Source organism: Pseudomonas savastanoi (assembly GCF_020917325.1).
GTDB classification, from domain to species: domain Bacteria; phylum Pseudomonadota; class Gammaproteobacteria; order Pseudomonadales; family Pseudomonadaceae; genus Aquipseudomonas; species Aquipseudomonas amygdali.
Genome location: NZ_CP076652.1, coordinates 5,560,172 through 5,574,285 on the forward strand (window position 1 = coordinate 5,560,172; position 14,114 = coordinate 5,574,285).

General features: G+C 58.5%; 8 protein-coding genes. 6 read left to right on the forward strand and 2 right to left on the reverse strand.

What is annotated here, in order from left to right:
• Positions 1–73 precede the first annotated feature (73 nt).
• Together KP808_RS23865 and KP808_RS23870 are read right to left on the reverse strand one after the other, a co-directional pair.
• Positions 74–1,465 carry a heavy metal sensor histidine kinase gene (locus KP808_RS23865; protein WP_219170488.1) on the reverse strand — a complete coding sequence of 464 codons (1,392 nt, stop codon included), beginning with the start codon at positions 1,463–1,465 and terminating at the stop codon, positions 74–76.
• Positions 1,462–2,136: a heavy metal response regulator transcription factor gene (locus KP808_RS23870; protein ID WP_004654919.1), complete on the reverse strand. Its 675-nt coding sequence runs from the start codon at positions 2,134–2,136 to the stop codon at positions 1,462–1,464. The genes KP808_RS23865 and KP808_RS23870 overlap by 4 nt, the downstream gene beginning before the upstream one ends.
• A 266-nt stretch (positions 2,137–2,402) precedes the next feature.
• Between KP808_RS23870 and KP808_RS23875 the strand changes: the two genes are divergently transcribed.
• The 6 genes from KP808_RS23875 (at position 2,403) to KP808_RS23900 (ending at position 13,993) form a co-directional block, all read left to right on the forward strand.
• A complete protein-coding gene (locus KP808_RS23875; RefSeq protein ID WP_122258836.1) occupies positions 2,403–3,629 on the forward strand; it encodes a TolC family protein in 1,227 nt (408 codons plus the stop codon).
• Positions 3,630–3,696: 67 nt separating this feature from the next.
• Entirely contained in the window at positions 3,697–4,953 is a 1,257-nt protein-coding gene (locus tag KP808_RS23880) for an efflux RND transporter periplasmic adaptor subunit (RefSeq protein ID WP_122258835.1), read from the forward strand.
• Positions 4,954–4,977: 24 nt separating this feature from the next.
• Positions 4,978–8,127, forward strand: coding sequence for a CusA/CzcA family heavy metal efflux RND transporter (locus tag KP808_RS23885; protein WP_230017050.1), 3,150 nt, complete (start codon positions 4,978–4,980; stop codon positions 8,125–8,127).
• A 292-nt stretch (positions 8,128–8,419) separates the two neighbouring features.
• The gene (locus KP808_RS23890; protein ID WP_230017051.1) at positions 8,420–9,007 is read left to right on the forward strand and encodes a hypothetical protein; all 588 of its coding nucleotides are present in this window, start codon (positions 8,420–8,422) and stop codon (positions 9,005–9,007) included.
• A 112-nt stretch (positions 9,008–9,119) separates the two neighbouring features.
• Positions 9,120–13,250, forward strand: a complete 4,131-nt coding sequence (locus KP808_RS23895; protein WP_230017052.1) for an RHS repeat-associated core domain-containing protein — start codon at positions 9,120–9,122, stop codon at positions 13,248–13,250.
• 92 nt (positions 13,251–13,342) lie between these two features.
• A complete protein-coding gene (locus tag KP808_RS23900; protein ID WP_058402570.1) occupies positions 13,343–13,993 on the forward strand; it encodes a hypothetical protein in 651 nt (216 codons plus the stop codon).
• Positions 13,994–14,114 lie beyond the last annotated feature (121 nt).

Consider the following 14,114-nt stretch of genomic DNA (forward strand, 5'->3'; position numbering starts at 1 on the left):
GCAATACCCGCTCACAAGCTATGAGCCGGGGGGCAGCGAAAGGTTCTTGAAGAACGACCAGCAACCTGACGCATTACACCAGTTTAGGAAAGATCAGGCTGAACGTAGTGAAGTGTCCGGGCTCGCTCTCGACCGTCACCTGCCCTTCATGCAGGCTCATGATGGAACGCACAATCGCCAGCCCAAGCCCCGTCCCGCCCTGCTGTCGCGCGCGGCTGACATGAACCCGATAGAAGCGATCGAACAGCCGCGGCAGGTGTTCGGCATCGATCCCCTCGCCCGCATTGCGCACCGCCAGTGACACTTCATCTGCATGCGTGGCAAGGGTGATAGTAATGAGACTGCCGGACAGACCGTGGCGAATAGCGTTGGACAGCAGGTTCGAAATCGCTCGCTGAATCATCAGCCGGTCGCCTGTTGCCTTCGCGTTGCCCTGAACCTGCAAGGTGATGTCGCGCTCTTCCGCCGAAGATGAAAACAGCTCGGCGACCTTGTCGGCCTCTTCGCGCAGGTCGATGACCTCAACCGGCAACGGCGCGGCAGGCTGGCTGACACTGGCCAGAAACAGCATCTGGCTGATCATGCGCGACATGCGTTCCAGTTCCTCGGTGCACGATTCCAGCGCCTGCTTGTACTCTTCCGAAGGGCGCGGCCTGGAAAGCGTGACCTGCGCCTTGCCCATCAGGTTGTTCATGGGCGAGCGCAACTCATGCGCGAGGTCGTCCGAGAACTGCGCCAGCTGCTGCACATCGCCGTCCAGCCGGTGCAGCATGAAATTGACCGCATGCGCCAGGTCGCGCAATTCATCAGGCAGGCCCTTCACTTTCATGCGATGAGACAGATCGCGAGCCGAGATCAGCGCCGTTACTTTTCTGAAAGCGCCCAACGGCCTGAGACCACGACGCACCACCCACCAGGCACCGAAGCCGACCAGCAGCAAGATCACCGGCAGTATCAGGAAAGTCGATTTCAAATAAGCGTGCAGCAGCGTGCTGTCACTTTCCCGATCCATCGACAGCCTGACGAGAATGTCCTGCCCTGTCTTGAGGTGTATTTCCCTGTAACCCATCAGAATCTTGTGGCCGTGTACCGACTGCAACTCCTGAAAGCCTTGAGGTATGTGATCTGCCTCGGGGACAGGCAGGTTCCGGCCTTCCTCGTTACCGACCATCATCAATTGCTGCCGAGGGTTGCCCGCGTCGAGCACCATCAACGAATAGCTGTCGTGTCCGATGATCTGGTCACGCAGGGTATGAGGGTATTGAACAATGTCTTCGATGCCGAGAAATCCCTCGCTCATGCTGTGTTCGATCTGCGCGAACTTCTCGTTCAGGCTGTCTTCGGCGCGCAGATCGAGCTGACGGGAAATAGCCGCATAAGCGAGCATTTCCATTACCAGCACCAGGCACGCAATCAGCGCAGTGACGGTCAGCCCCAGGCGCGTCGACAGACGCGTCGGTTTCATTCACGCACTTCCAGCACATAGCCCACGCCGCGCAACGTGTGGATCAGCTTGGTCTCGAAAGGATCGTCGATCTTCGCGCGCAGGCGACGGATCGACACTTCCACCACATTGGTGTCGCAATCGAAGTTCATGTCCCAGACCAGAGAAATGATCTGGGTACGCGACATGACTTCACCGCTGTGACGCATCAGCAAGTGCAGCAGCGCGAACTCCTTGGTGGTCAGGTCGATGCGCTGGCTGCCGCGAAACGCCCGGTGCCGCCCTTGATCAAGCTCCAGATCGCCAACCTGCAACACCTTGGAGGTGGTGGTCTGCTCGCTGCGCCGCATCAACGTGCGGACCCTTGCCAATAGCTCGGGAAACTCGAACGGCTTGACCAGATAGTCATCCGCGCCCAATTCCAGACCCTTGACCTTCTCTTCCAGGCGCCCTCGTGCAGTGACCATCATGACGCGCGTACTGACCGTCTTCCTCAGGCGACTCAATACCTCCCAGCCGTCCATTTCCGGCAGGTTCACATCCAGTATCACCACATCGTAAGCCTGATGCTGCGCGAGATAGAGGCCATCGAGCCCGGTTGCAGCGATATCGACGATATAGCCACTTTCGGTCAGACCCTGATGCATGTACTCGGCAGTTTTCGGCTCGTCCTCTACGACAAGGATTCGCATAACCAGGCTTCCTGTTTGATGAACGGATGATGACGATGCCGTGCAGTGTACTGAAAAGAAACGCTTATCTTGCTGGATAACAAAATCGTAATTTTCCAGCAATCCCTCTGATAGCTCCGGTTACATAAAGTCCCCACAGCCAACTTCAGCGCCAAGGTGCCTGTTTGTTTTTTGTTTTGATGGGGTGCTTCATGGACAGGGTAATTCATGCGACTGAAGAACAACGTACGCACTCGGCGTACCGGTCTGGTAACAGGGTGCCCGGCATGAAAGTCGCTGCACTTTGCCTGCTGCTGTTGCCGTTTGCTGCTCCCGGCATCGCAGCAGCCCAGGGCATCAGCCTGGCTCAGGCGCTGGACGCAGCCTTTGCGCGCAACCCGGAACTCGCCGCCGCGCAATGGGAGATCGGCGTTGCCGAAGGTGATCGCCAGCAGGCCGGGCTGATTCCCAACCCGGTGGTGTCGTGGGAGGTTGAAGACACACGCCGCGAGACCAGCACCACCACCGTGATGCTCAGCCAGGCACTGGAACTGGGCGGCAAGCGCGGAGCACGCATCGAAGCCGCCAGCAAGGGCCAGGACGCCGCCCGGCTGGAGCTTGAGCGACGCGGCAACGAACTGCGGGCCGAAGTGGTTCAGGCGTTCTACGCAGCGGCGCGGGCGCAGGCAGGTCTGGACCTGGCGCGCCAGTCCAGAACACTGGCCGAACGCGGCCTGCAGGTTGCCGAAGGGCGTGTTCGGGCGGGCAAGGTGTCACCGGTGGAGGGCACGCGCGCCCAGGTGCAACTGGCTGAAACCGACCTGCTGGTACGGCGCGCCGAGACCCTGAAGATCAACAGCAACCGTGAACTGGCGCGCACCACAGGTTCGCCGGTCGCCTCTTTCGAGCGTCTGGAATACACCGATCTGTCGCCGGGCAAGCTGCCACCGAGCGCAAAGCTACTGAGCGCCATCAACCAGTCCGCAGAGCTACGCCTCGCTCAGGCGCAAATAGAACAGCGCGAAGCCGCGCTGGGTTCAGAACGCGCCAAGCGCATCCCGGACCTGACCGTCAGCGTCGGCAGCCAGTACAGCCGCGAAGAGCGCGAACGGGTCAATGTCGTGGGCCTGTCGATGCCACTGCCGCTATTCGATCGAAACCAGGGCAACGTGCTCGCAGCATCCCGCCGGGCCGACCAGTCACGCGACCTGCGCAATGCCGTTGAGCTCAAGCTGCGTACCCAGACCCAGTCCGCCCTCGATCAGTGGAGCACCGCGGCGCAGGAAGTCGAGTCCTTCAATCAGGTCATCCTGCCCGCCGCGCAGCGCGCCGTCGACACCGCAACGCGCGGTTTCGAAATGGGCAAGTTCGGTTTTCTGGAAGTGCTGGATGCGCAACGAACGCTGATTTCAGCGCGCAGCCAGTACCTGGAATCACTGGCGACTGCCACCGAAGCCCGAGTGGCTGTCGAGCGAATTCACGGTGATCTCAACCGGTTCAGCTTCAACCCCTGACTTTCCTTTTCCGCCTGTATCGAGCGTATCGCAAGGTGCCGCAAGCACCTGATCGCCGGGAGCCTTTATGAACAACAAACGAAGCATTGCCATCACGCTGGCGGTGGTGGCCATCATTGGTCTGGGCAGTCTGACGCTGAACCCGCAGATGCTGCCATTCGCAACTGAAACAGAGCCGTCAGCCGATGGGCACGCGCATGAATCCGAGCAGGGCCATGCTGAAGAGCCAGACCACGGCAACGAGGCGAAAAAACCGGACGCCGCAGCCTCCGAGTCTTCCCATAAAGAAGAGGAAGAAGGACACATCGAACTGAGCGCCGAGCAGATCAAGACTGCCGGCATCGAGCTGGCAAGCGCAGAACCTCGACAGATGAGCACCACTGTGACCTTCCCCGGCGAAATCCGCTTTGATGAGGACCGCACCGCGCATGTCGTGCCTCGGGTCAGCGGTGTGGTCGAATCAGTGAAGGTCGATCTGGGTCAAGCCGTGAAAAAGGGCCAGGTGCTGGCGGTGATTGCCAGCCAGCAGATCTCCGATCAACGCAGCGAACTGAACGCCGCACAACGCCGCCAGGAACTGGCACGCCTGACGCTACAGCGCGAGAAAAAACTCTGGGAAGACAAGATTTCCGCCGAGCAGGACTACTTGCAAGCGCGCCAGGAGTTTCAGGAGGCCGACATCAACCTGGCCAACGCCCGACAGAAGATCAGCGCCATCGGTGCCAGCCTGAACCCATCCGCGGGCAATCGCTACGAATTGATCGCGCCATTTGACGCCATGGTCGTGGAGAAACACCTCGGCATCGGCGAGATGGTCAGCGAAGCGAGCAATGCCTTCACGCTGTCCGACCTGTCGCGTGTCTGGGCCACCTTCGGCGTAGCGCCCAAGGATCTGGACAAGGTGGTGGTCGGTCGTCCGGTCATCGTCAGCGCGCCCGATCTGAATGCGCGGGTCGAAGGCAAGATTGGTTACGTCGGCAGCCTGCTGGGCGAGCAGACCCGCGCCGCCGCCGTGCGCGTGACCCTTGCCAACCCGCAGGGTGCCTGGCGTCCCGGCCTGTTCGTGTCGGTGGAAGTCGCCGCCGAGCAGACCAGCGTGGCGGTCAGCATTCCCGAGTCTGCGATTCAGTCGATTGAGGACAAACCCTCGGTCTTCGTACGCAACGCTGAAGGCTTTCAACTGACACCGGTAACGCTCGGTCGCCGCGATGGCGGCCATGTGGAAATCGTCAAAGGCCTGGCTGGCGGTACACAAGTGGCTGCCGCGGGCAGTTTCATCCTCAAGTCGGAGCTGGGCAAAGGCTCCGCCGAGCACGCCCATTGATCTGCGTCACACGAGTACACCTCCATGTTTGAACGGTTGATTCAATTCGCGATTGAACAGCGCATCGTCGTGATGCTTGCTGTGCTGCTCATGGCTGGGCTAGGCATTGCCAGTTACCAGAAACTGCCTATCGATGCCGTCCCCGACATCACCAACGTACAGGTGCAGATCAACACGTCGGCACCCGGCTTCTCGCCGCTGGAAACCGAACAGCGCATCACGTTCGCCATCGAGACCAACATGGCAGGCCTGCCCGGTCTGCAACAGACGCGCTCGCTGTCGCGCTCGGGCCTGTCTCAGGTCACGGTGATTTTCGAAGACGGCACTGACCTGTTCTTTGCCAGGCAGTTGGTGGGCGAGCGCCTGCAGATTGCCAAGGACCAGTTGCCTGAAGGCGTCGACGCGATGATGGGGCCGATTTCCACCGGCCTTGGCGAGATATTTCTGTGGACGGTCGAGGCCCGAGAGGGCGCACTGAAAGAAGACGGCACGCCTTACACGCCGACCGACCTGCGAGTGATTCAGGACTGGATCATCAAGCCGCAACTGCGCAACGTGCCGGGCGTGGCCGAGATCAACACCATCGGCGGTTTTGCCAAGCAGTATCAGATTGCGCCGGATCCGAAGAAGCTGGCGGCCTACAAACTGACACTGAACGATCTGGTGGCTGCGCTTGAGCGCAACAACGCCAACGTCGGCGCAGGCTACATCGAGCGCGGCGGTGAGCAACTGCTGATACGCGCACCGGGTCAGCTGGGCACCGTGGACGACATCGCCAACATCGTCATCGCCAATGTGCAGGGCACGCCTATCAGAATCAGCAGCGTGGCCGAGGTCGGTATCGGCAAGGAAATGCGCTCCGGCGCAGCCACCGAAAACGGCCGTGAAGTGGTGCTTGGTACGGTGTTCATGCTGATCGGTGAAAACAGCCGGACGGTGTCACAGGCCGTGGCCGCCAAACTCGCCGACATCAATCGCACACTGCCCGAAGGCGTCGAAGCGGTAACGGTTTACGACCGCACCAACCTGGTCGAAAAAGCCATCGCAACAGTGAAAAAGAACCTGATCGAAGGCGCGATTCTGGTCATCGTGATTCTGTTCCTGTTTCTGGGCAATATCCGTGCTGCGCTGATCACCGCCATGGTGATTCCGCTGGCCATGCTGTTCACCTTTACCGGCATGTTCACCAACAAGGTCAGCGCCAACCTGATGAGCCTGGGCGCGCTGGACTTCGGCATTATCGTCGACGGCGCGGTGGTGATCGTCGAAAACGCGATCCGCAGGCTGGCGCATGCCCAGAAGAAATACGGCCGCATGCTGACCCGCTCCGAGCGTTTCCACGAGGTCTTCGCCGCCGCCAGAGAAGCCCGTCGGCCGCTGATTTTCGGCCAGTTGATCATCATGGTCGTGTACCTGCCGATCTTCGCCCTCACCGGTGTGGAAGGCAAAATGTTCCACCCTATGGCGTTCACTGTGGTCATCGCCCTGCTCGGTGCCATGATCCTCTCGGTGACCTTCGTGCCTGCCGCCATCGCCATGTTCGTCACCGGCAAGGTCAAGGAAGAAGAAGGCCTGGTGATGCGCACCGCTCGCCACCGTTACGCGCCGATCCTGAGCTGGGTGCTGGGGCATCGCGCCATCGCATTCAGAATGGCCTTGGTGCTGATTGTCTTGTCGGGCTTCACCGCCAGCCGCATGGGCAGCGAGTTCATCCCGAGCCTGAGCGAAGGCGACTTCGCCCTGCAGGCGCTACGGGTTCCCGGCACCAGCCTGACCCAGTCGGTGGACATGCAGCAGCGTCTGGAAAAAGCCATCATCGAAAAAGTACCGGAAGTGCAGCGCGTGTTCGCCCGCACCGGCACCGCCGAGATCGCCGCCGACCCGATGCCGCCCAACATCTCCGACAGCTACGTGATGCTCAAACCACAAAGCGAATGGCCGGACCCGGACAAGTCCCGTGAGGCACTGATAGCCGACCTGCAAAAGGCCGCCGCCAGTGTGCCGGGCAGCAACTACGAACTGTCCCAGCCGATCCAGTTGCGCTTCAACGAGCTGGTTTCCGGTGTACGCAGTGACGTCGCGGTGAAAGTGTTCGGCGACGACATGAACGTGCTCAACCAGACCGCCGCAAAAATTGCCGCCACCCTGCAAAAAGTGCCAGGCGCTTCAGAAGTGAAAGTGGAACAGACCACCGGCCTGCCGGTACTGACCATCAACATCGATCGCGACAAGGCCGCGCGTTACGGCCTCAACGTGGCCGATGTGCAGGACGCCATCGCCATTGCGCTGGGCGGTCGTCAGGCGGGAACGTTGTATGAAGGTGATCGCCGCTTCGACATGGTGGTGCGCCTGTCCGAGCAACTGCGCACCGATGTGAACGGGCTCTCCAGCCTGCTCATTCCGGTGCCTGCGAGCGCCAACAGCAACCAGCAGATCAGCTTTATCTCGCTGTCCCAGGTCGCCAGCCTTGACCTGGTGCTCGGCCCGAATCAGATCAGCCGCGAGAACGGCAAACGTGTGGTCATCGTCAGCGCCAACGTGCGCGGCCGAGACCTTGGCTCGTTTGTCGAAGAAGCAGGCACCACTATCGATAACGGCGTGCAGATCCCGGCCGGCTACTGGACCAATTGGGGCGGCCAGTTCGAGCAACTGCAATCGGCCACCAAACGCCTGCAGATTGTCGTGCCGGTGGCGCTGCTGCTGGTACTGGCGCTGCTGTTCATGATGTTCAACAACCTCAAGGACGGCCTGCTGGTGTTCACCGGCATACCGTTCGCCCTCACCGGCGGCGTCATGGCCCTGTGGCTGCGCGATATTCCCCTGTCGATCTCCGCAGGCGTGGGCTTCATCGCCCTGTCGGGTGTGGCGGTGCTGAACGGCCTGGTGATGATCGCCTTCATCCGCAGCCTGCGCGAAGAAGGCCGCTCGCTGCACGACGCCATCACCGAAGGAGCCCTCACCCGCCTGCGCCCGGTGCTGATGACCGCGCTGGTCGCTTCCCTGGGCTTCATCCCCATGGCCCTCGCTACTGGGACTGGTGCCGAAGTGCAGCGACCACTGGCGACGGTGGTGATTGGCGGGATTCTGTCGTCGACAGCGCTGACGTTGCTGGTGTTACCGGCGTTGTATCAGTGGGCGCATCGGCGGGAGGATGAGGTCGAGGCGTTGAAATAGGGTTTCAAGTAACCGCCAAAGCTTCAGGAGGCTAGTGCTAGAGCATCCTGAAGCTTTCACCTGCCCGCAGTGAACTTCCAGTTAAAGGAAGGTCGAAACACTCGCCATTGAAAGTAGAGTTCGTCCGTAGCTTTTGTCCCACAGGATTTTCAGGGTTTTCCTGCTCATCAGTCGGCTCAGAGATATAGGCCGGTCCCGTTAATGTGCTTATCGTCCAGTTACAAATGGGCCACGGGGCAGTACGTTGCCTGCATAAGGAGATGTAGCAGTTGATGAACAAGGTTCAAGCCGCATGACGCGCACCAGTCTCTACGACCGTATCTCTGAACGCCGACTGGCTGACGAAGCACTGGCGCGCGAGGAAGCCGAGCGGGCTGCCGCGCAACAGGCGCTCGACATCATTCAAGCGGCTATCCCCGTCCCACAAGCCTTGCGCGACGCAACCTGCAGTTTCAATTTCGGCGGGTTCCACTTCGGCTTCCCGGAAGATTTCCAGTGCAACGCGATTGAAGCCTCCGTTCAAGTGGGCGGAGAGCCTGTCGTCGTCTCCATTCAGCGTCGCGATGTACCTGAAGAGGCAACGCTTGCCGAAGCGTTCGCCGAAGCCGTCAAGGCGCTGCAGCCACTGCATGGCGAAGTCCAGGTCATTCGCCACTATGAAACGCTGTTGGCGGGTAATGCCGCGCTGGCGCTGGATTTTCATTTTCACGCAGGCCTTGAAGAGCGGCATGGACGCCTGATCGGTTCCATCGTGCCGTGTGCCGATCACAACGAACGCCAATGGCTGAGCGTGGGCTGCGTGATTGACTCCGAAAAGACCGCGCTGAAAACCTGGTTGCTGGATTTTGACAGCATGCTTGAAGGCCTGACCGCCCCCTGAACTCTATTTCATCGCTGACAGGACACGCTTTAATGGACTATCCGTTGCAGAATATCAGTGTCACGCCAGGTGATCGCACCTCAACTACTCGCAGCCCGCAGGAGTAACGGCGATGTTCGAGGCAGCGCGGTTACTGGATGAGATCGAACACACCGGTGCAATGGCGGGCTTTGTGCTCGGAGCGATCGTGGGCATCGCGGCAGTGGCGTATGTCTCGCTCACCTTTGCCACGTGCGGGTTCGGCGGTTTTTTACTGGCCATGGCAGTCGGCCTGGCCGGTAATGCCATCGCCAGTATCGGGGAGAGTATCGGCAGCGCCTTCAGCTCTCCCGCGGGGCAGATCGAATCTGCCTCGCCCAACGTGTTCATCAATGGCCGCCCCGCTGCCTTTGCCATCGAAAGCACCGCCGTGTGTGACAAGCACTCGCCGATCGTCAAGGTGGCCGAAGGCTCCAGCAACGTCTTCATCAACGGCCAGCCCGCTGCGCGCAAGGGCGACAAGCTGACCTGCGGCGCGAAGATCGGCACCGGCTCGCCCAACGTCTTCATCGGCGGCGGTACCCAACGCTACCTTCCGGTGGACGACGAAGTCTCGGCGATGGCCCGCTACACCGTGGACATTCTGTTGGTCGTAGCCGGCGGCGCCAAGGCCGTGCTCAGCATTGCCAAGCTGGGCATGCAGGCCGGTCTGAAAGCGGCAGGCCCTTGCGCCCTGCAGTTCATGGGCGGTGTCTTTCTCGGGGACGCCATTTTTCGCTTCGGCGTCGCCCCCGTGGCCGAAAAAGTGCTGGGCGGCCTGCACGGCAATCCGGTCGACACCACCACCGGGCGCAAGCTGCTGATCGACGAGTCCGATTTCAGCCTGCCCGGCCTGATGCCAATCGAGTGGACACGCTTCTACGCCAGCGACCTTGATGTCGACAGCGCGCTGGGCAAGGGCTGGGTGCTGCCCTGGGAACAAAGCCTGCGGCGCAAGGGCAGCTTTCTGTACCTCAGCGACAATCAGGGCCGCAGCGTGCCCTTCGTGACACTGGACTACAACCAGCGCATCTACAACGCACAGGAACAGCTGTACCTGGTGCGTACCGAGGGTGGTCATTACCTGCTGCAAACACTGGATAACGTCTTTTACTACTTCGGTGAAGTGCCCGACGACAACCAGCCAGTTCCCCTGCAACGCGTCGAAAACGCCCTCGGTCATTTTCTGCATTTCGTACGCAGCGAAGACGGCGTTCTGACCGACATTTGCTCCACCGGCGGGCATCGCGTGCACCTGCACTACGACGAGGTGACCAACCGTCTGAGCACCGTCAAGCGAATCGTCGGCGACCAGGCCGTCGAGACACTGGTGCGCTATGGCTACGACAACAATGGCCAGTTGAACAGTGTGTACAACCGCAATGGCGACTCGGTGCGTAACTTCAGCTACACCGATGGCCTGATGACCCGCCACGCCAATGCGCTGGGGCTCAGTTGCGAATACCGCTGGGAGGTTCTTGACGGCAAGCCGCGCGTGGTCGAGCACTGGACCAGCGACGGCGAGCACTTTCATTTCGATTATGATTTCGAGGCGCGCCGGACGCGCGTAACCGATGTGCTGGGACGTCGCGCCGAGGTGACCTGGAACAAGGACCGTCGCGTCGTCGCCAGCACTGATTTCGGTGGTGAGCAGTACCGTATCGCGCTGGACAACACTGGCAATATCACCGGCCTGACGCTGCCCGATGGCAACCAGCTGGGCTTCGAGTACGACGATCTGTCACGCCTGACCGCAGAAGCCGACCCGCTGGGCCGAACCACGCGTTATCAGCATCACTACAAGACCACACTGGTCAAACAGATCACTTACCCTGACGGCGCCATCTGGACGGCCCGCTACGATTCGAAAGGCAATCTGGTTGCCGAGATTGATGCGCTGGGTCAAAAGACCGAATACCTCAACAGCGAAGATGGCCTGCCGCACACCATCATCGATGCGACCTATAAATCCAAATACCTGTGGTGGAACAACCTGGCGCAGGTCGAGCGCTTCCAGGACTGCTCGGGCAAGAGCACCTGGTACCGTTACGACGAGCGCGATCAACTGGTGGCCGTCACTGATGCCCTGAACAACACCACCACACTGGAACGCAAACCTGGCGGCGAAGTGCTGAGCATCAACCATCCGGACGGCACCCGCGAGAGCTTCACCTACAACGCCCACGGTCAGGTCATGACACACACTGACGGCAAGGACCAGACCACCCATCTGGCCCGCAACGCACGCGGCCTGCCGACCAGACGTCAGGACCCTAAAGGGCTGATGGTCGCCTACCAGTACGACAGAGCCCTGCGCCTCGTGGCGCTGAGCAATGAAAACGACGCCACTTACACGTTCGCCTACGATCACTCCGATCGGCTGATCGAAGAAAAACGCATCGACCAGTTGACCCGCCGTTTCAGCTACAACCTTGGCGGGCATCTGACTCAGGTCGAAGAAACCGGCTACAGCGAAAAAGGCGAACGACCACAGCGCAGCACGTATTTCGAGCGCGACCCGATTGGTCGCCTGCTGGCCAGACTCAACGACGACGCCCGTCAGGATTTCACCTACGACGACAGCGACCGCCTGCTGTCCATTCAGCGCACACCCACCGACGGTGGCAGAAAACTCGGTGTCACGGCCGAAAAACTGGAATTCGCCTACGACATTCTGGGCCGCCTGACACAGGAATCGTCGCCCCAGGGCACGCTGGCCTACGACTACGATCCACTCAGCAACCTGACCACGCTGACCCTTCCTACCGGCCAGCACCTGAACCATCTGTATTACGGCAGCGGTCACCTGCATCAACTGAATCTCGATGGCCAACTGATCAGCGACATGGAGCGCGACGACCTGCACCGCGAGATCTACCGCACGCAGGGAAAACTCACCAGTTGCTTCGGCTACGACGCCCTTGGCCGCAAGACCTGGCAGTACGCAACCACACTGCCCGCTGAAAAACTCTCACAGATCCAGAACCCGCTCATAAAACCAGAGCGCTACGTCGAACACGCCTACAACCCGATCCACCGCCGCTACGAGTACGACCCGGCTGGCGAACTGAGCCGCACCCTCGACAAACTGCGCGGCGAGGTCACCTACGAATACGAAGCCAACGGCCGCCTGCTTGAACACAACCCCGAAAAACGCTTCGAAGGCGAAGCCTTTCGCTACGACGCCGCTGGCAACCGCCTCAACTTCAACACCAGCCGCTTCGACCGCGTCAAAGACAACCGCCTCAAGCAATGGAGCAACCACGAATACAAATACGACGCGTGGGGCAACCTGGTCGAGAAAATCGTCGGCATCGTCCGTTGGCAAACCTTCACCTACGACAGCGAAAACCGCCTGGTCAAAACCGAGACCATGGCTAACAGTCAGGTGGAAAGCACCAGCAGCTATCAATACGACAGTCTGGGTAGGCGCGTTGGCAAACAGTCGGAGATCAAGGGGCAGAAAGACCATCGACTATTTCTCTGGCAAGGCCTTCGCTTGCTGCGTGAAGAAAGCCCGGAACAAAGCAGCTTGTATCTGTATGAGCCTGGCAGCTACGCGCCTTTAGCCCGTGTTGATGAGAAAAAGGGCGAGTTAGAGAACAAGGTTTACTACTTCCACACAGACCAGATTGGTACACCGCTGGAGATGACTGATGCCGAAGGGCAGATCGTCTGGCAGGCCAAATACCGGCCGTGGGGAGCGATTGAAAAGCTGGTGGTGAACGAGGTCGAGCAGAACCTGAGGTTTCAGGGGCAGTATTTCGATGTCGAGACAGGGCTTCACTACAACACGTTTCGGTATTACGATCCGGAGATTGGACGGTTTATTACGCAGGATCCGATTGGGTTGAGTGGGGGGGATAATCTCTATCTGTATGCACCTAATCCTTATGGGTGGGTTGATCCTTGGGGTCTGTGCAAGAGTGCTGCAAGTGGTGAAAAAGGACGACTTAAAGCCAAGCGTGATCTTGAGCGCAATAATTACGAGGTACTTGCAGAAGAACTGACAATGAAGGTTAATGGTATCAGAATACGTGCGGACTTCGTGGCCAAAGATAAAAATGGTGTAATTCACGTATTTGAAGTAAAGCACAGATCAGGCGGACTCACAAAAAACCAAAAAGCAGCAGGCATATACAACATGTCCACACCTGCCAATACCACTATTCACTTAGGCGGGGGGGGTGATCAAGCAATCAAAAGGAATTGCAGGGACTTTTAAAGTTGACACTAAAGGGCAGCGCGGCATTGAACTGGGCGGCAAAGGAGCCACTCACAATGCGATCTTTAGCATATTAAAATATAGGTAATTTTATGAGCCTGGAAAATAGAAAAATATTTGAAAACGAACTATTAAAAGAGCTTAAAGCCATCAACACCTCCAAGTCAATCGGCACAGACAAAATAAAAATCTTAGCATCTAAAAACAAACTAAAGTTTAAGTTTGAAAAAGCATATGTTGCCGAGCTTTATTTGGAACACCTTACCAACGCCAATGGCTACTATCTCGGCTGGCACGTTTTCGGCGGGCCTATTTTCGAATGCACCGCAAATTTTATCGCCCCCTATAAAAGCAACTTACTGAACAAAGCGTGCAGCTCTTATACCACATTAAAAATAGAAGATAAAAAACTCACACTGGTGAGCGGTGGCGTATTAAAAACACCGACTCCTGAAGATGCCGTCGCTATAAGCAAGCATATCAGACAAATTATCGAAGAAGATTACATACCAAAAATCGCAGGTTGCATAATTGCAAGCGAACGCACAATTCAAGACGTAAATAACGCCCCAAATATTTATGCATATCCTGCTATTTTTATACATTGCGCTATTATGCAAAACCCAAAAATCTCCAAAAAAGATTTACTTAAGGAAATACTCTCTAACAAGAAAATAATTAAAGACAATAACTTTGATTTAGAGCTATTAGAAAGCTATCTTGATGGCCAGCTAACTGATTAACATTACACCATAGGTTAATTGGGGCGGCTGGCCAAGAACATTGCGCCCAAGGCGCGCTGACCTACGACTAAGACTCACCTAGCCACCTGAACAAGCGGGCGCTCTCCACCAAGAGATCTAT